Source organism: Colwellia sp. KS18-150, assembly GCF_057551365.1.
In genome coordinates, this window is the sequence record NZ_BAAJMC010000002.1 from 490,554 (window position 1) to 512,666 (window position 22,113).

Here is a 22,113-nt window from a genome sequence, read left to right on the forward strand (position 1 = left end):
CTTTAATTAATTGTCTATTACCTTTAAACTACGCATCATATAAGGTAGAGAACATAAGTTGAAATTAGAATTGTCGCAGATAATAACCCAAATTGACCCTCAATTGCATCTTTGCAGTGAAAATTCATGGCAAAAAGATCTGCGTCAAGTCGTTACGGACCCACAAAAGTTACTCTCCTTACTTGATATTGATGCCGATAACTATTTACAGCACTTCAAAGCGAAAAAATTATTTCCAGTTCGTGTGCCATTACCTTTCATTGAGCGCATGAAAAAAGGTGATATTAACGACCCATTGTTAAAGCAGGTAATGCCGCTATCAAGTGAGTTTGTTGTTACCGACGGCTTTATTGCTGACCCTTTAGAAGAGCATGATACGGTTGCAGAAGGTTTACTACATAAATATAAAAATCGTGTCTTAATGATCGTTAAAGCGGGTTGTGCGATTAATTGTCGATATTGCTTTAGACGCCATTTTCCCTATCAAGACAATAGTCCGAATAAGCTGCGCTGGCAAAGTGCATTAACCTATATCGCCGAACATAAATCAATTTCTGAAGTCATCTTCAGTGGCGGCGATCCACTTATGGCAAGCGATGAACATTTAGGCTGGCTAATCAGGCAGGTTGAAAAAATACCTCACGTTAAACGATTGCGCATTCATAGCCGCTTGCCTGTTGTCATTCCTAATCGAATAACTCATGAATTTGTGCAACTACTCGCTAATACACGTTTAAAAGCCACTATAGTGCTACATATTAACCATAGTAATGAAGTATCAACTGATGTCATTGATGCACTTGAGCCGCTACGTCAGGCAAGAATTCCGCTTTTTAATCAAAGTGTTTTACTGAAAGAGGTTAATGACGATGCCAAAACGTTAATAGCCTTAAGTGAAACTATTTTTGATGCTGGAATTATGCCTTATTACTTGCATTTATTTGATCAAGTACAAGGTGCCGCTCACTTTGATGTTAGTGAAGAAAAAGCAATCTCTATAGCTCAAGAAATGCTAGCAAGTTTACCTGGGTTTTTAATGCCAAAGTTAGTAAGGGAAATTGCCGGCCAAACTAACAAAACACCGATAAATCTGCGATAATTCCCACAGATTTTTACCCCTTGATTAAACGAAGTACTAACCATGACTAAAGCTATTGAACAGCAGTTAATTGAAAATATATCTGTTATCTTAAAAAAAGCACTTACCGCTGACGCAACCCTAGCCGATCTTCGCGAACATAAAAAAGCAAGCTTTGAAGCTGTGTTCAAAAAAGACGCTGGCTTTGAATGCTCGGCAAATACATTTCAGCCATACGTTGAAGAAATTGCTGATGACTTATTACATTGGCAAGCCAATAAAGAACAGCAGCAATTATTAATACCTTTAGTGAAGAAAATAGAGCAACTATTTACTGTGCTCGCTGGCTTTGAACAAAGTCATAGCGCCTAAAATAAAACACGCCTAATCTGAGCTCGGTTAAATCTTCTTTTAAACCAGCTCAGGCTAACTACACAAGCACTCTATCGCTAACAACATGCAACGGACATTGATGTTTTTCTAGTAACGATATTATGGTTAAATTTAATTGATTAATTTCATTTAAATATGAATCAAAATTAGTGGTTTTTACATAGAGTAAAATATTCAGTTCAATACCTTTTTGTGTACAGGCTTTAATGTGAACACGTTGTGGCTCAGTAGAGAGAGTATCTTGAGATGCGAAGGTATCTCTTAACTCTGTTAACAGAGCTTCAATATTTGCCATTGTCGTTGTTGGTGATAAATACATTTTAGGTCGAAAAGCTATTCTTTCACGCTCCGAAAAGTTTTCAATTTCCATATCAACAAACTTAGCATTGGCAATATAGATAACGGTTCTATCAAGCGTTCGTATTCTTGTCGCCCGTAACCCAATTTCTTCAACTACGCCTAAGTGTTTACCAAACCGACAAAAATCGCCTATTTTAACTGGCGCTGATGTGTATAAAGTGATTGCCCCGATGATATTTTCTACGGTTTTTTGTGCCGCTAAAGCAATGGCTAAACCACCTATCCCTAAACCTGCTAATAAAGTAGTGGCACTAAAACCTAAATTTTCAAACCATATTAATACCGTCATCACCACAAGCAGAGACTTTACTACCGTACCTGCCGGTCTTAATAAAAAAACTGCTAATGGTTTATCTTGTTTAACAAAGCGCTCTGCTAGCTTAGTTTTCATCAAGTCAACAAAACAAAATAGCAGCCACAGCCAAGCTATAGTCAGTAACGTTGCTCCCTCTGCAACGGCTTTTGAAGCTAATGTAGCATTAGCTTCCGGCAGAAAATTACGTACAAAGATAACGGCAAATAATAATGCTAAAGGTCGCTTAATAAAATGTTGTGTTTCCAACGAAAGGGTGGGATAAAACATCACTAAAACCCTGCTCACTAACCAAGTTACCACTTTAGCAATCAGGAAAAATATAAAGAACATGTATAAAAAATATACCCACTGCCACAGTTTAACGCCTAAAAAACTGGAGGAAGGTAAGTTTTTTGATAACCATTCACCTAGCGGGGTATAAGCATATTCTTTACTTAGTAGTGGAATTTTCTCAACCGTAGCATTAGATATTTTCCAAATTTTCACTCTATCGTTTTTTCTAGGCACTCGTTGCAAAAGGAGTTTGATTTTACCTTGTGCCGTAGGGACAGTACCGATTAACTCACGGTAGCTTGGGATATGTTTTTCTTCAAGGTTTCCAAGTGGATCATTAGTAATACTGTCGATATCAAGCCATAAAGTCCGACTAAAAACCACGTAGAGTTGTCTCGCCAGTTCTTCTTTACCTAGCGAAAGGGTGCTTTCACTCACATTTCTAAAATCAAGAAACTCTATTGCCCGACTAAAATCTTGGTTTTCAGCCGCTAATATAAAGCCTTCAAAGCTATTTCTCGGCTGCCCTCTATTATATTTATCTTCTGGGACATCATAGTCTTCTGTATCTTCAATTTCATCTTCAGGATTCTCTTTATGACTTTCTTTCTCTAAGACGTCTTTGAGTGAAACTTTGGGTGCTTCTTGCTCTTGTGCATATAAACTAAAAGGGCTTAACAATACATGTAGACAGAAAAAAGCGCTTAGTAAGGATTTCATTAATATTTTCCGAGAGATAGGATTACAAATAGATTACACAGGTAAACAATTAACCTCAAGATGGAGTTTTGAATAGCACAAAAATATTAAGTTTTTTACATAAAAAAAGCTGCCGAGGCAGCTTTTATTTAACTTTCATGACTTAAAGATAAATTATTCTTGTTTAATAATTTTGTCTTCAAAGGTTTTGAAAAACCAGTCATCTAGCATTTTCTTTTCATAACCTAACGATTTGTTTCTATATTTAAGGTTGCTTCCAGACATAAAATTCATATCTCTCAGTTCAACAGTCTCTTCTTTGATGATAGTGCCATCGGCATCAACTAACTGATAAGAAAAATTCATTCGTGGAAAGTATATTTCCTTAACAATACGATAGCGATTTATGCCACCAGCATTGGTGTCTCCTGCTAGATCAACATCTGTAACATCTATTTTCAACACTTGCCCTTCAGGCAAGCGTTCGGCTAATTTAGTAAAGTGCTTTTCAAAATTATGAAAGGTATTTTCTCGAAAATGCTTTCGACTGCCTTCACCAGGGTGAATATCGCGATACTTTTCATAATCTGTCCATGTAACCTCAGAAGTTGCCGCATAAGCAACATTTTGCAATGAAACAACAGTAAATAAAGCTAACAAGGTTGTAGTTAATGTTTTCATATCAATATCCTCTTCTTTTGGTACAGCTTAAGTAAAACACATTCACAAGGATAGTGCTGTTAACAAATGTTAATGAGGTTGATAAAATTGTTTCATTACTGTGGTGACTATTTGTTTAGTTCGCTGAACCCTTTCTTCTTCTGTGAGCTCTTCATGAGCAAATCCTTGTGCGATACCACGCCATACACGCTCACCTGATTTAACATCTTCAATGCTAATTAAAAAGCTTCCTTTCTTTAAATCGTCTTGCTCAGGCAAGCCTGGTGAAATACCAAATTTTTTATCAATAGTATCATCAGAAAAATCTTGAGTTAGCGCGATACCAAAATCCACATGAAAAGCAGCTTTGCTTGGCGATTGTGTATCCATAAAACCGTGTTCTTGCAGGTCGCCTACAATAGCGTTTGTATATAACTGGTATACAGCCTGAGTTTGACTCGCCTTAAGTGAAGTTTCTTTCACATATTTGGGCGACATTGAAAAAAGACTTCCCTTTGGATATGTCATTGGCATATCCCTAACACTAGAAACCGCTAATTGGTTTGCTCGGCTATTATTTTCTACTGGTACTTGTACACAGGCAGCTAACGTAATAGTAGTAAAAACTACAGCAAACAGTTTCATCATTCTTTTCATTTCCTAATCCTAGAAATAGTAATTTTTTCAAAACTATAGTGTCATATTCTGACATATAAATACAAATTCACTAAGTTTATTTATGAAACAGAGTGTAATTAAGATAACAAGAAACCGCTTAAGCGGATTTTAAAAGTTTATAACGAATATAGAATTTTCGCTGGATAAATCATATTAGAGCAAGGCACTTGGTAACGACGTATTGTGTTCCTTAAACGAGCTTAAAAGAACTACTCACTTCTGCATTACAAAAACAAAAAAGCCCGCCTAAGCGAACTTTTATTTACTTATTCAGTATGTGCTATAGACATTAAAATGCTTTATGCGCAGGATAAACAGTTTAATTCAAGGCGCTTTATAGTGGCGTTTTGTGTTTCTTAAGCAAACTAATCATTTCTGCTTTTACAAAAACAAAAAAGCCCGCCTAAGCGAGATTTTATTTACTTATTCAGTATGTGCTATAGACATTAAAATGTTTTATGCGCTGGATAAACTGTTTAGTTCAAGGCGCTTTATAGTGACGTTTAGTGTTTCTTAAGCAAACTAATCATTTCTGCTTGTACGAAAACAAAAAAGCCCGCCTAAGCGAGCTTTTATTTACTTATTCAGTATGTGCTATAGACATTAAAATGCTTTATGCGCAGGATAAACTGTTTAGTTCAAGGCGCTTTATAGTGACGTTTAGTGTTTCTTAAACGAGCTATATAGCAACGATGAAATTAACAATTTAGACCAGCATAAATTACATCATGCCCGGCATGCCACCCATACCACCGCCCATGCCGCCCATATCAGGCATTGCAGGTGCAGCATCTTGTGGTGCATCGGTAATCATGGCTTCAGTAGTTAACATTAAACCAGCAACTGAAGCTGCAAATTGTAATGCGCTACGAGTTACTTTAGTTGGATCTAAAATACCCATTGCAATCATATCACCGTAAGTACTATTGCCAGCATTGTAACCGTAGTTACCTTCACCATTACGTACTTCGTTTAATACAACTGAAGATTCATCACCACAGTTTGATACGATTTGACGCAGTGGTGCTTCCATAGCACGGATAGCAACATTTACGCCGTGAGTTTGATCTTCGTTAGCTCCTTCAAGATCTTTAATTGCTTCAGCTGCGCGTACTAATGCAGTACCACCACCGGCAACAACACCTTCTTCAACTGCTGCGCGTGTTGCGTGTAAAGCGTCTTCTACTCGAGCTTTTTTCTCTTTCATTTCAACTTCAGTGGCTGCACCAACTTTAATTACCGCAACACCGCCGGCTAATTTAGCCAAACGTTCTTGAAGTTTTTCTTTATCGTAATCTGAAGATGACTCTTCAATTTGACCACGAATTTGAGCAACACGTGCTTGGATATCGGCTTCTTCACCAATACCATCGATAATAGTCGTATTGTCTTTAGAAATGATAACTCGCTTAGCTTGACCTAAATCTTCTAAAGTAGCTTTTTCAAGCTCCATACCAATTTCTTCAGAAATCACAGTACCTGCAGTTAAGGTAGCAACATCTTGAAGCATAGCCTTACGACGGTCACCAAAACCAGGTGCTTTAACTGCGGCAACTTTAACGATACCACGCATGTTGTTAACTACTAATGTTGCTAAGGCTTCACCTTCAACATCTTCAGCAATAATCAGTAATGGCTTACCAGCTTTAGCAACACCTTCAAGTGTTGTTAATAACTCACGAATGTTTGAAACTTTTTTATCTACAAGAAGAATAAATGGGCTTTCCATTTCAACTGTGCCATTTTCTTGGCTGTTGATGAAATATGGAGATAAATAACCACGGTCGAATTGCATACCTTCAACAACATCAAGCTCATCAGTTAAAGCTTGACCTTCTTCAACAGTAATAACACCTTCAGTACCTACTTTATCCATGGCTGTAGCGATAATTTTGCCTACAGTTTCATCAGAGTTAGCAGAGATAGTACCTACTTGTTCAATCGCTTTATTATCAGTAACCGGTGTAGAAGTATCTTTTAACACTTCAACTGCAGCCACAACGGCTTTATCAATACCGCGCTTAAGATCCATTGGGTTCATACCAGCAGCAATTGATTTTAAGCCTTCATTAACAATCGCTTGAGCTAAAACTGTCGCAGTAGTTGTACCGTCGCCCGCTTCATCATTGGCTTTAGAAGCAACTTCTTTAACCATTTGCGCGCCCATGTTCTCAAACTTGTCTTCAAGCTCAATCTCTTTAGCAACGGATACACCATCTTTAGTGATCGTTGGACCACCAAAAGATTTGTCTAATACCACGTTACGACCTTTAGGGCCTAATGTTACTTTTACCGCATCGGCTAAAACATTTACGCCTTTCAGCATTTTTACACGAGCGTCATTTCCAAATAATACGTCTTTTGCAGCCATGTTATTTATTCCTATGATTTGGTTTGTTTTTTGTAAGCGGGAATTTATTCGCGCGAATAAATTCCCGCCTACGTACTAATTTATGCGACTATTCTACAATTGCTAAAATATCAGCTTCAGAAAGAATCAATACTTCTTCGCCGTCAATTTTTTCAGTTTTAACACCGTAACCTTCAGAGAAAATCACTTGATCGCCAATTTTAACGTCTAGTGCGCGCACTTCGCCATTTTCTAGAATACGGCCATTACCTACTGCAATCACTTCACCGCGAGTAGATTTTTCAGCTGCACTACCTGTTAATACAATGCCGCCAGCAGATTTTGATTCAACTTCTTTGCGTTTTACGATAACGCGATCGTGTAATGGACGAATGCTCATTTATGCTCTCCTGAGAGTCATTAATTAAATATAAAATGTATTTTGAATACTGCTGATAAGATAAATGGGGCTAAAAAGGAACTTCACAAGTCTTTAGATGAAGTTTTTCATTTTTATCTAATCTTTTCGTTTGAAATCCCCATCAATAGTTTCCCCCTGATGATGACTAATTGACTCTTTATTGCTAAATACGTCATCGTTATCAACTTCATTCTCATAGGTATTGCCAGTTGTTTTTGTGAACGTAGAAGAATGAAAACTGCCACTTGCTCTAAACGTACTACCTTGATTGGTAATGATATACTGCTGCACTGAACTAGCGATTGCTTGCCTAACAGCCGGTATCAATAACAATAATCCAAAGGTATCTGTAACAAAACCTGGTGTTACTAATAATACCCCAGCAACGAGTAACATCATGCCGGTGACGATTTCACTAGAAGGCATTTCACCTTGAGCCATTTTAGTTTGTACTGATTGCAAGGTCGCAATACCTTGTTGGCGTACATACTTAGCTCCAAGCCAAGCACTAACAATGACAATAGCAACTGTTGGCCAAGCGCCAATCAATTCCCCCACCTGCATCAATACCGTTATTTCAATAATTGGGACAATAATAAATAGTGCAAATAATATGCGAAACATAAAGACTCCTGTTTTCTTTGTAAGATATATTGGGGTTAACAGGTCTTTTTCAAGCGTAGAGTATTTTTACAACAGTTATTGCTGGTGTTGTAAGGTTTTTTTTAAGAGAATAAGACAAGACTATTACCGAAAGTGTGACCTATGGAATTTCAACTGGTATTAACCACTTGTCCTGATGAGCAAGTAGCAAAAGCGCTTGCTGAAACTTTAATTACTGAACAACTAGCAGCCTGCATAAACATTTTACCAACCATGACCTCCATTTATCATTGGCAAGGTGAATTAAAATGCGGTACTGAAGTACAACTGTTAATAAAAACTAATAGTGATAAATTTTCACTATTAAATGAACGCATTAATGAACTACACCCTTATGATGTAGTTGAAGTGATTGCCTTGAATATCCAGCAAGGTGATAAACACTATTTAAACTGGATCCGTGAATATTTGAAGTAGCAGTAATGAAAAATTTACCATCGTTTTTAATTTTAATTTTAAAAAAACATTTATACGTATTATTTGCCTTAGTTTTCATACTTGGTAGTGTACAGCCTTCTATTGTCCATGCTCAGCAATCCATTTTTGACACTTCAGATTCGTCGCTGTTTAGTAACGATGATGAGTTTTTAAAAGTAGACGAAGCCTTTATATTTAACTTTGATCAACAGAATAATCAACTACACATCAGCTTTGATATTAGCGAAGGTTATTATTTATATCGTCATCAATTTAAGTTTGCTAGTGAGAATGCAACGCTATCCGCAGTGGAGTTACCTCAGGGAATAGATCATGAAGATGAGTTCTTTGGCGTACAACAAGTTTATACAGAAGCTGTTAATTTCATTATCAATATCGAAGATTCAGGTGAGAATGCTCTTGTCACTGTTCGGTATCAAGGTTGTGCTGAAAAAGGATTATGTTATCCCCCAACCAAAAAGGTTATTGCTCTGGATGACATTTTAACTCAGACAGAAAACAACAGCCCGGCTGACATTCTCTCTGCGATGAACTTAGAAGAAAACAATACCTCCCCTGCTAATATAGAAGATAATAGCAAGGTTAGTGAGCAGCATCAGCTTGCGGATATGTTAAAACAAGATAGCTTACTTTTAACATTAGTTGCTTTTTTTGTTGGTGGTTTACTACTCTCATTTACCCCATGTGTATTTCCTATGTACCCAATTTTAACTGGCATTATTGTTGGTGCAGGGAACAATCAGGACACTCCTTTATCAACCAAGAAAGCCTTTACCTTATCCTTCTTTTACGTACAAGGTATGGCAATAACTTACACTTTACTTGGTATTGTCGTGGCATTAGCTGGTGCTCAGTTTCAAGCAATGTTTCAGCACCCAATAGTTTTAATAGCACTTAGCGTATTATTTATTTTTCTCGCACTTTCAATGTTCGGTGTTTTTAATTTAGCACTACCTGCTAGCTGGCAAAATAAACTGAATAACTTAAGTAACAAGCAAAAAGGCGGCTCTATTTTTGGGGTAGTGATTATGGGGGTTATTTCTGGCTTAGTCGCTTCTCCATGTACTACCGCGCCACTAACCGGTGCTTTATTATATATTTCCCAAACAGGCGATGTGATCTTAGGTGCATCTGCTTTATATGCATTGAGCTTAGGGATGGGATTACCTTTATTAATCTTAGGTAGCTCAGGCGGTAAATTATTACCCAAGGCAGGTGCTTGGATGAATATTATTAAGAACATCTTTGGGTTATTACTGCTAGCCGTACCAGTCTTTTTATTAGAGCGCTTTATTCCTGCAATAGCCGCTCAAGCTCTATGGGCGTTATTAGTACTCGGTTCAGCAAGTTACTTTTACGTGGCCAATCAAAATTCGGCACTTAATCAACCAAAAGGCTTTGCTTATGGTCTGCGTTCATTACTCATTTTCTTGATGATGTTTATTGGTGCTAATATGGCTTATCAAACATTCATGCCTAATAAATCACAGTCTATTCAAGGTATGGAACAACACGGTCAAATACAGCATTTTACCCAAGTAACGTCTTTAGCTGAACTAGAAAATGCGGTAGCCCAGGCCAACTCTCAGGGTAAAACTGTGATGGTAGATTTATACGCGGATTGGTGTATAGCTTGTAAGGAATTTGAAGAGTACACTTTTCCTGAAGCTAAAGTTCAAGCAGCCTTAGCAAACTCAGTGTTACTTCAAATTGATTTAACTGACACTGGCACTAATGATAGCGTAGCCATAATGGAACATTTTAATGTTTTTGGCTTGCCCTCTATTTTATTTTTTGATTTGCAAGGTAAAGAGCTAAGCCAACAAAGAGTGACTGGTTTTATGAAAGCAGATGATTTTAGTGCTCATATAAAGAGTATTTTTTAACAAACTAAACTTACTTAATAGAATAAAGCCTTACTTAATGATATGTTAAGTAAGGCTTTATTTTTAAATTATTTTAGCAGTTTGTTTGTCTACCTTAGTTTTCCAATAGCCGTCTTGAATATGATTATCAAGAAAAGTTAACAACTCTACTTCTGGTACTGGTTTAGAAAAATAGTAACCTTGTATTATGTCACAGTCATTCTCAGTTAAGCTTCGCAATTGAGCACCGGTTTCAACACCTTCTGCGATAACCGTTAACCCTAAATTTTTAACCATAGCTATGGTCGATATAATAATTTGATAGTCAGCGTGGTTTTCTAACATGCCGAAAACAAAGCTTTTATCTATTTTGATCACGTCTATTGGCATTTTACGTATGTAAGCAAGAGAAGAATACCCTGTACCAAAATCATCAATTGCAAAACTAAAGCCCATCGCTTTTAGGCTATCCATCATCGCGATTGTATTATCAATATCTTTAACTAATGTTTGCTCAGTTAACTCTAATTCAAATTGCTCTGCTGATAATGAAAATTTATCCAATAAACTTTGTAAATAATCAGGTAAATTAATATCCGCAAATTGTCCTGCAGAAAGGTTGATGGCAATCTGTAAATCTCCCAAGCCTCTTTTCTTAAACATTAATGCTAGCTCAAAACAGCGATGAATAATCCAATAACCTAATTCAATCATATGCTGTGAGTTTTCTAAGATAGGAATAAAATCTTCAGGAGAAATCATCCCTCTTTCAGGATGTTGCCAACGTAGCAAAGCTTCAAAACCAAATAGTTTTTTATTTTTAGCACACAGTTGTGGCTGTAAACTTAAACTAAACTGCCTTTTCGCTAATGCTTGTCTTACCTCACCTTCAAGCATCACTCGATGAGCAACACGTTGGTACATAGCAGGATGATAGACATGATATTGAGCACCACCATTATCTTTTGCTTCATACATAGCAATATCGGCATGAGACACTAAATCTTCTGCTTTTTCACCGGCTGACTCGGTGTAAGCGATACCTATACTAGTAGACACATAGAAAATACTCGAGCCTAATCTGATTGGCTCTTTAAACTGTACAAGTAATTGTTCAGCAATGTTTACCGCTTCTTCGACAGAAGATAAGTGCCCTAGTATTAATACAAATTCATCTCCACCAAAACGACAAGCAAGATCAATTTTCCCAGCACTTAACCTAACTCGGTCAGCTGCTTGGATCAGTAACTTATCTCCTTCACTGTGGCCATTACTATCATTTACTTTTTTAAAGTCATCTAAGTCTAAGAACAGTACCGCCACACCATGACCATAACGGCCAATATTGGCAATAGACTTACGCAATTGATAGTTCAGCATATTTCTATTTGGTAAACCTGTTAACAAGTCATACATGGCTATATTTTCAAGCTCTTTAGTTTTTTGCTCTACCTCAATATTAAGTTGCTCCAACTCATAACTTAGCTCTAACGCTGAGTCAGTTAACACATCTAATTCATCGGAAAATACAATAGGCCTTTTTAACTTTACCTGACGAAATTGGTCAAACTTCTTATTGGCTAGCAAAGGTAAAGCATTTGATAAGCGCAATAAACGCTTGGTGAATGGTCGAGCAACAGAATAGACAAAGAGGCTGAGCAATAAGAATAACCCAGTTAACGAAAAAAGAAATTGTTGTCTATATTTAGTGTTTTGAGCTTTAAACGGGGTAACATCATCAATTAAAGAAAGGTAAAACTCTCGCTCAATATTTCTAGCTAAAGGTAATAAATTAATTAAGTAACTTTGTTCTGCTAAGTCTATTTGTAACCCTTGCTCCAATACAAGTGTAAGATCACTTTCTTGATTAGCATCTAACAAAGATTGGGCTAATTGCATATTCGAGGAAGATATGATTTTTCCCTCTCCCTCCCCTCGTTGAGTTACCGGAAAACTTACTACCGCAACATCGCTATTTAAAGACGTATTAATAGCGTAGAGCATATCAACCAACGAAGCACTCATGGTTACCACTACGAATTCGCCGTGCCTATTAAGTAAAGGTAAGCTCAGTAAGAGCTGGCAATATTGTTGGCAAAATATTTTATGTTGAGGTTGTTGAAAGCGCTGAACCTGTTCTATATTTTCTTTGACAATGTCAGGCACTGTTGAAGTAATAAATAACGACTTATTCTTGGCATCAATCAACCATAGATTTTCAACATTCAAATGTAATTGTAAACCATCAAATTGCTCAGCCAACTTTTCTGAAAACGGCTCGAAGCTATCTTGCTGCGCTAATTGAGTCAATTCAGCGAAAGACTCTAACCACACAGTCAATTTTGAACGTAAAATATCACTATGGAGCTCAAATTGTGCTTTCCCTTGATCTAAGGTATTTTGCTGATATTGCTTATAATCCTCTTGTAGGCGAGATAATGACAACATTGAAAAGCCTATTGCCAAAAATAACAAGGTAGAAATGATTAAGGTTAACAACTTAACCGGAACACTAATAAAGCGCTTAGTCATCAGTAGCCCCTAAAACCAATACATGAGGTGCATTGCCCACATCTGCCAATTTTCATTATCATTAACTTCAGGATTAGGCAAAACAACCGGTGTAAGTCGTGCTGTGCCTTCAATATAATGGTACTCAAACTGCAACCTTAAATTATCAGACAAATCATAAGACAAACCTAACGTAGCATCATGCTGATAGCCAAAATAACGAGGCACGATCCCTTGCGTATTTTCTTCAAGATCATAACCTTTTTTATCATCTTTATTCGCATAGAAACGCTCATACCTTGCCAATAAGGTTAAGTCAGTATTAACCTTATAACGAGATTGCACATAAATACCTTGGCCAATATTGTCTTGATGAAATCCTTGATAATAGAAGTCATCAAGAACAAAACGCTCTTGCAATATTTCACCGCTGAACTCCCATGATTCACCTTCATAAAGTACATTAGCAATAACACGTTGTAAAACAATATTAGCGTCTTGAAACATATCTCCTTCTGAAGCAGCATGATATTCAAATTCACTATCTAATAAGGCAATACCAAAACGCCATGGAGATAAAAAGGGCTGCCAATACAAACTTGTTTGTAAATCATGGGTGTGCTTCATGTCTCCTAAAGCAAACTCACTTAAAATTATTTTGGTTTGTTCTTCTGAGATCGGCGACGAACCGGTACTAATATTGAAATCAAAGTCACCCAAGTTATCAGAACTATGACTTATTTTAATAGCTCCGCCGTCTGCACCGACTGATATATCACGAAAACCGTCAAAATATACAGACTGAGGTAAAATGATAGTAGGTCTAGTAAAAGGAACATCCCGAGTACTTGAATATAGCCAGTGATAGTTTTTATAGCGTCCCAAGTAGAAATTAACTTGCCAGTTTTGACTATTATATGCCGACCAATCCAGTAATGCGTAATCAACTCTAACACCTGGGTCATAACGATTTCCGCCATCAAGATAAACAACTTGACCTGCCAATCTAAGCGTCGGCGTTAATATATACGAAGCATTTAATCCTATTTCAGTTAATTCAGCCGATAGCTCACCGTCATCATTAACAAAATCACTACCATTGACATTAATAAGACCTTGAGCTGCAAAGCCATGTACTTGGAAGTTTTCGCCATGACAATAAGCACTCATCATCAAGGTTGCACATGCCATGTTCCGTAATAATAAAGTACACCTTCTTAGGCGATATAAATTATTGGTTAATACTGATGACATTTACTGCTCCTTTGTCGACAATGATTTCGGTATAGCCTATTGCACCAGGTGTTTTTGTTACTGCATCTACTAATTCTTCTGGGGTATTCACTAAAATAGGAGCAACACCAAGGCCTGAATAAGTTAATTTATTCCAAATGCGCTCTAATTGGTATGGGAAAATTTGTAATCGCTCTTTACTAAAGCGTTGATGCAATTGATGCTGCCTTGGTAAAACAAACACGACAATATGGTGGCCATCAGACCACTGGGTTTGTCGCATAGTATAAATACGACGTAATTGAGATATAGTGACATTGTTCTCACTTACTGATGGATGCACAATAATTTCAACAGCAGTCGCTGTTGAGCTAAAGCTAACCATAAGAATAAGTAAGCACAAAAAATAAAGTGTTTTGATAATACAGTCCTTGCTACACCAATTATTAAGTGGGGGAATTTAATAGGATTGGTGTTAGCTACAAGAAAAATTCAAACAAATAAATTATAGCTTATTGAAAATGTTATACAAAGATTCACATTTTGTAACAAGGTATCAGAATTCACCCTTGAGTTACAACCTTTAGTTTTTGATCAAGTTATCAAATATGTGATCCTGTGTAGATTATATTAATACAACAGCTAATCACTTGATATATAACAAGATACACTAACACATTCCATTACATCCAGTTCAATTGAACTATGAACAATCCTTTTAAAAACAATACCTTAAAAAATCGTAAACACTAAACCAAGTGTAGTCGTATTAATCAAAAAATACCAACCAAACTTACAACAAAAGAGATTAGACCAGTATTTTGCTGCTATATTCTTCGAAATACCCCATAATGTCGCTAATATGAAAAACAATGCTTTTTTTATTCACAGCAAAGTAGTTTTATGTAATTATCAAGTGTAACTCTATTTTAAAGGTGTTTTTACCGAAGATGACGACAAATTTTAACGTTTTAGTGCTAAATGGCCCTAATTTAAATATGCTAGGCAAACGAGAGCCAGAAATTTATGGTGCTCAAACCTTAGATGAAATAATCGAACATTTAACTGCAGAAGCGAAAGCTGAGCACATAACATTAACGCATGTACAAGCAAATGCAGAACATCAATTAATTGATGCTATACATCAAGCATTTAAAAAAATTGACTTTATTATTATCAATCCTGCTGCTTTTACTCACACGAGTGTCGCGATTCGTGACGCATTGTTAGCTGTTGATATACCTTTTATAGAAGTACATTTATCTAATGTACATGCACGCGAAGAATTTAGACAACATTCTTATTTATCCGATGTCGCTACTGGCGTTATATGTGGATTAGGAGCAAAAGGGTATAGCTATGCGCTTGATTTTGCACAGTCATACTTAACAAACAATAAAAGTAAATAGCAGGCGTTATTTGCGTAAATAGATATAACAAACATTAACAGCTAGTGACTTGTCATTAGCTTACTATTAATTTAAGCACAACGAACAAAAGGTATCACAATGGATATTCGTAAAATTAAAAAACTTATTGAATTAGTTGAAGAATCAGGAATTAATGAATTAGAGATTTCTGAAGGTGAAGAATCTGTACGTATCAGCCGAGGCGCTCCTGTAGTTGCCGCGGCTCCTGTTATGCAAGCAGCACCAATCGCTGCTCCTGTTGCCGCTCAAGTTAGCGCAGCACCTGCTGCTGAAGCTAGTGCTCCTGCATTAACAGGTCATCTTGTACGTTCACCTATGGTAGGCACTTTTTATGCTTCTGCTTCTCCTGACGCACCATCTTTTGTTGAAGTAGGTCAACACGTAAATGCTGGCGATACACTTTGTATTGTTGAAGCAATGAAAATGATGAACCAAATTGAAGCCGATAAATCAGGTGTAATCAAAGAAGTGCTAGCGAAAAACGAAGATGCTATCGAATTTGATCAACCGCTATTCATCATTGAATAAGCCCAACCTAAAAGGGTCATTCCATGTTAGATAAAGTTGTTATCGCCAACCGTGGCGAAATTGCCTTAAGAATTTTACGCGCTTGTAAAGAGCTAGGTATCAAAACCGTTGCTGTGCATTCAACCGCTGATAAAAATTTAAAGCACGTACTATTAGCTGATGAAACCATCTGTATAGGTAAAGCACCAGCTCCAGATAGTTACCTTAATATCCCTATGATTATTACGGCTGCTGAAGTTACCAATGCTGTAGCAATACATCCAGGTTATGGCTTTTTAGCTGAAAATGCTGACTTTGCTGAACAAGTAGAGAAATCAGGTTTTGCCTTTATTGGACCAAAAGCAGAAAGTATCCGCATTATGGGCGATAAAGTTGCTGCGATCAGAGCAATGAAAGCCGCAGGTGTTCCTTGTGTTCCTGGCTCAGACGGCCCATTAACTGATGATGAGGATGTTAATAAGGCACACGCCAAACGCATTGGATATCCTGTTATCGTTAAAGCTGCCGGTGGCGGTGGTGGTCGTGGTATGCGCGTTGTTCGCTCTGAAGAAGAGTTGATTGAGTCAATCGCATTAACCAAGAAAGAAGCGGGTACAATTTTCAAAAATGACATGGTATACATGGAAAAATTCCTTGAAAACCCTCGTCATGTTGAAATCCAAATTATCGCTGATGGTCAAGGTGCTGCAATACACTTAGGTGAGCGCGACTGCTCTATGCAACGTCGTCATCAAAAAGTTGTTGAGGAAGCTCCTGCTCCAGGAATTACGCCTGAAATGCGAGCCAAAATTGGTGAGCGTTGTTGTAATGCGTGTATCGAAATTAATTATCGCGGTGCAGGTACATTTGAATTCTTATATGAAAATGGCGAATTCTATTTCATTGAAATGAATACCCGTATTCAAGTAGAACATCCTGTAACTGAAATGATCACTGATGTTGATCTGATCAAAGAGCAGCTTCGTGTTGCCGCCGGTCAGCCTTTATCTTATACCCAAGAAGATATTAAAATTTCAGGTCATTCAATAGAGTGTCGTATTAACGCTGAAGATCCACGTACTTTTATTCCTTCACCAGGGAAAATTACCCGTTTTCATCCTCCAGGTGGCCTAGGAGTTCGTTGGGATTCTCATATTTACGCTGATTACTCTGTTCCACCTCATTATGACTCCATGATAGGGAAACTAATCACTTGGGGTGATAACCGTGACGTTGCTATAGCTCGTATGCGTAATGCACTATCTGAATTAGTCATTGATGGTATTAAAACAAATATTACCTTGCATCAAGATATTCTAAACGATCAAGGCTTTGTAAATGGCGGTGCTAATATTCATTACCTAGAAAAGAAATTAGCTGAAGCAGAATAAGTTTTACAACCGTAAGATTAAATTAAAAAAGCTCTGCACTGGCAGAGCTTTTTTGTTTCTGAATGTTTTATTGTACAATAACAGCGAGTAGTACGAACGAGAAATGTTATGAGTGAACAATTAAACAAACCTTCCCCTCCCGCTGATGACGACTGTTGCGGTGGCGGTGCTTGTAATCCTTGTGTCTGGGATCATTACTATGCTGAACTACAAAAGTGGCGCATAGCGCAGGCTAAATTAAAAGAGCAACAAACGTTAGCTTCTTAAAAGAATAATCCTCTTAAATTTTCCTACCATTCACCTTGATGTTAATTTGTACAATATGTAACAGAGGTTAACACTTCAAAACAGTATCGATTTATGAGCTTGATATGATTAGCTTACTATTAATTTATGCTAATGAACGAGGTGATACATGTTAAATACTGCCACTACTTTAGAGTTAGACAATACGTTAACTGATAGAAGAGAAGCAAGTGATGAGCAAGGTGTTGATTGGGATAAATTAACTCTAAGCCAACAATTCTCTGTATCAAACCTTGGTCAATTTGGTTACATGCTAACTTATATACGTTATGTTAATAACACGCCGTTAGCGATTTTAAAATTAGATAAAAAAATTGCTACAATAACTGCCGATGGCATGATCAATATTAAGCCTGAGATTTCTTTTAGGCATTAGCGTTAAAGCATAAAAAAAACAGCTACGAAGCTGTTTTTTTATGCCTAAAATTCAATAGCGATTTAACACCATCAAATCGATTACTGCACTTGTATAGAGGTTTCATTTTTAATGCTGTACTAAACACCATTTCATAATGATTATCATCACAAAATTAGAGTTGTAGTAGTTCATTTGGTTAAAGCTCTTTGAATATTAAAAGTTTTTAAGGAAGTAACTCCCCCAAGCCAGCTAGAAAATATAGCAATAGCTACTTCAGTTTTTCATTATAATTGGCAATTATTTCCAAGGTGCTGTCATCAGAAGCAAAAACGGTATTGAGACCTTGTGGCTCTTGGGCTGGATCACCCAAGTAATCATCGCCTAGCTGCCATTGACCGTAATGCTCAGGGTTAGCACGTCCAAAACCGCCATAAGCCCAAAAGTTTAGCCCTGCTAAGTAACCGTTTTGCTCTTTACTACTTAATACCAGTTGGAATATTTCAGTGAAAAATTGATCACGATAGGTAGTAGAATTAAGCACAGATAAACTTTCTAGGTGGCGTGGAAAACCAAATTCAGATAGCACTATCGGTTTGTTCAGCACTTGTGCTACCTTTAAATGATCTGCCATGTATTTCTTAGCCTTATTAATAGCCACTTTGGTGGAGCTAATTTGATTATTTTTATCATACCAAGACCAATTTTTTGGCCAAATATGCATAGTAAGATAATCAATATCACCATTATCATGAAGGTTTTTATATACCTCAATACTATTTAAACTACCTGCTGCTCCTTCATTACCAGTAGAGATTAACTGCTTTGGAGCTAACTTTGCCATTAAAGCTACTGAAGTTTCTAGCCAAGTTTTAAAAGCGAGGTAGTTTTCCTTGGTAAATACTCGTGGTTCATTCGCTAACTGCCATGACATAATCGTGGCATCGTCACTATATAACTCTCCAGTTATACTGTTGGTGCGAGTTAATATAGTTTCAATATGTTGATAAAAGTCTTGTGTACAAGGAGAGCAACCATGAAACTGCTTAGTGTACGCCATGTAATCATCCCAACTCACCCCAACTTTAAATGGATTTGGCACCTCACCATAGCCATGCCAGTTTAGATATTGTGACATCCCCCCTGACCAGATCCAGTTATTAGTCAAATACAGCACCGCCACCATATTACGCTTTTTCATTTCAACTAAGAGGTAATCTAAGCCTTCAAGCAAAGCTTGGTTATATTCCCCTGGCGAGAGTTGTAAAGCGGGTTTAATTACAGAGTCACCTTGCCCTCCGTCTGCACCTACTAGTATTCTTAAATTTGTCACACCATGGTCTTGCAGTTGCTCAAGCTCGCGATGTAAACGTTGGCGATCGCCATTTTTTGCGGCAATTAAAGGCCCATACCAATAATTAGTACCAATAAAATGGTAAGGCTGGCCTTGGCGATAAAAGTGACCATCCTTTACCGTCACAAAATTATCATTAGCCTTGTTAAAATCTATAGAGATAACTTTAGATGGCTCTGACTGACCACTTTCATTAACTGCGATAATACGGTAATCATAACCTTTGCTCTTTTCTAAATTACTTTTATCTTGAAACAAAACACTCGTTTGTGGGTCGAAACGGTTTTGACCATCGGAAATATTCTCTGCAATAACCTGCCAGTTATCATCAGTACTCAATTTGCGCTCTATAATGTAGCTTTGCCCTAAAGGAGATCCCATCCAATATAGCTTTCTATCCGCAGAAATATGTCTAAACTTTGGAGCTTCTGGTTTAGCTAACGCAGGTGCTTTTTCTAAACCATTCATTTGTGCTTGCGCCTTCCTTACCAGTTGCGTAACTTGCAACTCTTCATTAGCTTCCCCGTCACTAAATCCCGGTAAATGATAACTATAATAAGGACTACTACCTTCACGATGCCAATAAAAACCACCATTGTGCCTATGCCCTCTATAGCCCCATATAAAAGCCCCGACAGCTTTAGCGCCTTCAACCTCATGATGAATTGCCGTTTGCATAATGTCATCTAAACCTTGGTAAGGTTTAAGGCCATATTCACCAACCAGATAGGCTTTTCGACCAGCAATTTTAGTTAAATCATTAACAATAGTTTCCGGTTTATTATTGTGATTAACCGTATAGAAGTGGTTGTTAATAATATCAACATTATCATCATTTAAAGAATGCTCTAAAATTGATAAATAATTACCATCGACCACCAGCTGTTGAGGTGCTAATGATTTAATATGCGCTGCAGTGACACGTACAAAATCAGCAGTACTATCTTTTAACTCATTGCCAGTTTCCCACGCCATAATCGCCTTTTCTTGATAATAATACCGACCGGTAATAGTATTTTTACGCGTTATAACCTGACTAATAATATCTAAATAAGCGTTAAACGTTTTACTATTGGTATCATAAAAGTCATCTGCAGTTTCGTTATAAAAAGCGGCTAGCTGTTCACGGCCACCCCACCACCACCAATGGTCAATAAAAGGTAATATCAAACGTAGCTTATGTTCACTCGCATGAGCAATCATTTGATCATAAACCACCATAGCCTGCTCGTTTAACTGTGGCATACCATTGGCTGTTAACGGTCTTAAAATATGAGTTTCTCGCTGACACGCTTTATCTTCATCATGTTCAACAGAAAGCACATAAATTCGAGTCACTTTATGACCCGTACCTACTAGTGACTTAACCCAATTTTCTTGCTCGTCAGAAGTTGGCCACTTAAAGTATTGCCCCCAACCTCGACTGTCTGCTTTACAGACACCTTTACTATCATCTTCAATGCGATGTAACTCTGGGGCATTAAAGCCAGCAAAGCGAAAGTCTTCTTTGCCATCTTTTAATTGATGACCATCACGAGTAATAAAGTTTTCAAAGTCAGCGGCATTCACAGTAGTCGCGGTAAAAGCAACTAACAACACTATCCATTTATAGCTCACGAGTTATCCCCTAATACCTTAAATAGCTTTACAACTTCCATCATCGCTCTACCATTGTGATATGGCGCTTTCCAAAAGCCTGCTTTATAAAAACCACTTGTTTCATTGTTATCAAACGTTGAGAGCCAATGCCATTCACCTGCAATTTCATCTTTATGGTACTGCATAATGAATTGCCATATATTTTCACAAGCCGTGATATATTTTTGCTCTTTAGTTAGCTTGTAGGCATTTAAAAATCCCACCAAGGCTTCCGCTTGCACCCACCAGTGACTTTCTTCATGTCGTACATTGTCAGCAATTTCATATTCATCACACACTTGCATATGAGTACCAATCGCTTCTTTTAGACAAGTATCAGCTAACATCAAAATAATGGGACGAAACTTTGTGATTACCACCTCACAATTAAGAATTTCAACGGCCTCCCAAATTAACCAACTCGCTTCAATATCATGACCATAAGAAATGGTTCGCGATAAATCCTGCCACTCAAGATCAAAAAACAACCTTAAATGGTTATTGTCATGATTAATAATATGTTGATCGAACACAGCCAGCACATGAGTTAATGCTTCTTTTACTTCTGGTGTAGGTAAAACGGTATATAGAGCACTATATGCTTCAAGTACATGTAAATGAGTGTTCATAGATTTAGGTGCGTTTAAGTCTTTATCACTTAATCGCAAATCATCAATGATTCTCCAATCCTGAGTATAGGCTTCAATGTAACCACCATGTATAGAATCTCTTGCATGCTTTTCAACGAGTTGAAAGTATTGCCTAGCCTTTTTAAGCGCTATTTCATCACCGGTTAATTGGTAATAAGCAGAAAAGGCATAAATACAGAAACTTTGTGCATAGGTTTGTTTCTTACCATTTATTGGCTGGCCCGATGCCGAAACTTCCCATATTGCACCGCCATATTCATCATCATCGAAGTGAGTCAGTAAATACTCAAATGCAACCTTAGCAGCACGCTTATATTCTTCTTTATTACTAAAGCGTGCTTTTTCGCTATAGAACCATAAGATTCGGCTATTTTGCACAATGCCTTTATTGGCATCTGCCACAACTTCACCAGCAAAATCGACTTCACCAACAAAGCCTCCATGATTATCATCAAAAGTATTTTTTAACCACCACTGCCCAATACTGTCTAACTCTGTGGTTATGCTATCGCTATTAAATGCAAGAACTTCCATAAATACTGCG

The 22,113-nt window shown here is 37.3% G+C and carries 20 protein-coding genes; 9 read left to right on the top strand and 11 right to left on the bottom strand.

From position 1 onward, the window contains the following. Positions 1-58 precede the first annotated feature (58 nt). On the top strand, positions 59-1,099 hold the full coding sequence (gene epmB, locus AC27IF_RS05315) for an EF-P beta-lysylation protein EpmB (RefSeq protein ID WP_487052699.1): 1,041 nt from the start codon (positions 59-61) through the stop codon (positions 1,097-1,099). A 42-nt stretch (positions 1,100-1,141) separates the two neighbouring features. Further along, entirely contained in the window at positions 1,142-1,450 is a 309-nt protein-coding gene (locus AC27IF_RS05320; RefSeq protein ID WP_487052701.1) for a hypothetical protein, read from the top strand. 58 nt (positions 1,451-1,508) lie between these two features. Here the strand turns inward: AC27IF_RS05320 and AC27IF_RS05325 are convergent, their stop codons facing one another. The 6 genes from AC27IF_RS05325 to AC27IF_RS05350 form a co-directional block, all read right to left on the bottom strand. Beyond that, positions 1,509-3,140, bottom strand: coding sequence for a mechanosensitive ion channel family protein (locus tag AC27IF_RS05325; protein ID WP_487052703.1), 1,632 nt, complete (start codon positions 3,138-3,140; stop codon positions 1,509-1,511). Positions 3,141-3,293: 153 nt separating this feature from the next. Next, positions 3,294-3,800, bottom strand: coding sequence for a DUF3016 domain-containing protein (locus AC27IF_RS05330; RefSeq protein ID WP_487052704.1), 507 nt, complete (start codon positions 3,798-3,800; stop codon positions 3,294-3,296). 69 nt (positions 3,801-3,869) lie between these two features. Beyond that, positions 3,870-4,436 (bottom strand): DUF4136 domain-containing protein, encoded by a 567-nt coding sequence (locus AC27IF_RS05335; RefSeq protein ID WP_487052705.1) that lies wholly within the window; start codon positions 4,434-4,436, stop codon positions 3,870-3,872. Positions 4,437-5,178: 742 nt separating this feature from the next. Continuing rightward, positions 5,179-6,828, bottom strand: a complete 1,650-nt coding sequence (gene groL / locus AC27IF_RS05340) for a chaperonin GroEL (protein WP_487052706.1) — start codon at positions 6,826-6,828, stop codon at positions 5,179-5,181. 88 nt (positions 6,829-6,916) lie between these two features. Further along, positions 6,917-7,207, bottom strand: coding sequence for a co-chaperone GroES (locus tag AC27IF_RS05345; protein WP_487052708.1), 291 nt, complete (start codon positions 7,205-7,207; stop codon positions 6,917-6,919). Between the two features lie 117 nt (positions 7,208-7,324). Continuing rightward, positions 7,325-7,852 carry an FxsA family protein gene (locus AC27IF_RS05350; RefSeq protein WP_487052710.1) on the bottom strand — a complete coding sequence of 176 codons (528 nt, stop codon included), beginning with the start codon at positions 7,850-7,852 and terminating at the stop codon, positions 7,325-7,327. Between the two features lie 141 nt (positions 7,853-7,993). On the opposite strand from AC27IF_RS05350, the gene cutA reads away from it, so the two are divergent. After that, positions 7,994-8,308 carry a divalent-cation tolerance protein CutA gene (cutA, locus tag AC27IF_RS05355; RefSeq protein ID WP_487052711.1) on the top strand — a complete coding sequence of 105 codons (315 nt, stop codon included), beginning with the start codon at positions 7,994-7,996 and terminating at the stop codon, positions 8,306-8,308. A gap of 5 nt (positions 8,309-8,313) precedes the next feature. Beyond that, positions 8,314-10,215 carry a protein-disulfide reductase DsbD gene (locus AC27IF_RS05360; RefSeq protein WP_487052712.1) on the top strand — a complete coding sequence of 634 codons (1,902 nt, stop codon included), beginning with the start codon at positions 8,314-8,316 and terminating at the stop codon, positions 10,213-10,215. A gap of 63 nt (positions 10,216-10,278) precedes the next feature. Here the strand turns inward: AC27IF_RS05360 and AC27IF_RS05365 are convergent, their stop codons facing one another. Genes AC27IF_RS05365 through AC27IF_RS05375 form a run of 3 tightly spaced genes read right to left on the bottom strand, consistent with a single transcriptional unit; the run spans position 10,279 to position 14,323 of the window. Then, on the bottom strand, positions 10,279-12,726 hold the full coding sequence (locus AC27IF_RS05365; RefSeq protein WP_487052713.1) for a putative bifunctional diguanylate cyclase/phosphodiesterase: 2,448 nt from the start codon (positions 12,724-12,726) through the stop codon (positions 10,279-10,281). Between the two features lie 9 nt (positions 12,727-12,735). Then, on the bottom strand, positions 12,736-13,959 hold the full coding sequence (locus AC27IF_RS05370; RefSeq protein WP_487052715.1) for a hypothetical protein: 1,224 nt from the start codon (positions 13,957-13,959) through the stop codon (positions 12,736-12,738). Further along, a complete protein-coding gene (locus AC27IF_RS05375; RefSeq protein ID WP_487052716.1) occupies positions 13,937-14,323 on the bottom strand; it encodes a type 2 periplasmic-binding domain-containing protein in 387 nt (128 codons plus the stop codon). Before AC27IF_RS05375 ends, AC27IF_RS05370 begins: the two co-directional genes overlap by 23 nt. Before the next feature lie 565 nt (positions 14,324-14,888). On the opposite strand from AC27IF_RS05375, the gene aroQ reads away from it, so the two are divergent. The 5 genes from aroQ (at position 14,889) to AC27IF_RS05400 (ending at position 17,948) form a co-directional block, all read left to right on the top strand. Beyond that, positions 14,889-15,347 (top strand): type II 3-dehydroquinate dehydratase, encoded by a 459-nt coding sequence (aroQ, locus tag AC27IF_RS05380; protein ID WP_487052717.1) that lies wholly within the window; start codon positions 14,889-14,891, stop codon positions 15,345-15,347. 99 nt (positions 15,348-15,446) lie between these two features. Continuing rightward, entirely contained in the window at positions 15,447-15,896 is a 450-nt protein-coding gene (gene accB / locus AC27IF_RS05385; protein ID WP_487052718.1) for an acetyl-CoA carboxylase biotin carboxyl carrier protein, read from the top strand. Between the two features lie 23 nt (positions 15,897-15,919). Beyond that, positions 15,920-17,266, top strand: coding sequence for an acetyl-CoA carboxylase biotin carboxylase subunit (gene accC, locus AC27IF_RS05390; protein ID WP_487052719.1), 1,347 nt, complete (start codon positions 15,920-15,922; stop codon positions 17,264-17,266). Positions 17,267-17,374: 108 nt separating this feature from the next. After that, positions 17,375-17,533 carry an oxidoreductase-like domain-containing protein gene (locus tag AC27IF_RS05395; RefSeq protein WP_487052720.1) on the top strand — a complete coding sequence of 53 codons (159 nt, stop codon included), beginning with the start codon at positions 17,375-17,377 and terminating at the stop codon, positions 17,531-17,533. A gap of 148 nt (positions 17,534-17,681) precedes the next feature. Further along, positions 17,682-17,948: a hypothetical protein gene (locus AC27IF_RS05400; RefSeq protein ID WP_487052721.1), complete on the top strand. Its 267-nt coding sequence runs from the start codon at positions 17,682-17,684 to the stop codon at positions 17,946-17,948. 250 nt (positions 17,949-18,198) lie between these two features. Here the strand turns inward: AC27IF_RS05400 and AC27IF_RS05405 are convergent, their stop codons facing one another. Beyond that, the gene (locus AC27IF_RS05405; RefSeq protein ID WP_487052722.1) at positions 18,199-20,898 is read right to left on the bottom strand and encodes a hypothetical protein; all 2,700 of its coding nucleotides are present in this window, start codon (positions 20,896-20,898) and stop codon (positions 18,199-18,201) included. Next, entirely contained in the window at positions 20,895-22,103 is a 1,209-nt protein-coding gene (locus AC27IF_RS05410) for an AGE family epimerase/isomerase (RefSeq protein ID WP_487052723.1), read from the bottom strand. The genes AC27IF_RS05405 and AC27IF_RS05410 overlap by 4 nt, the downstream gene beginning before the upstream one ends. Between the last annotated feature and the right edge of the window lie 10 nt (positions 22,104-22,113).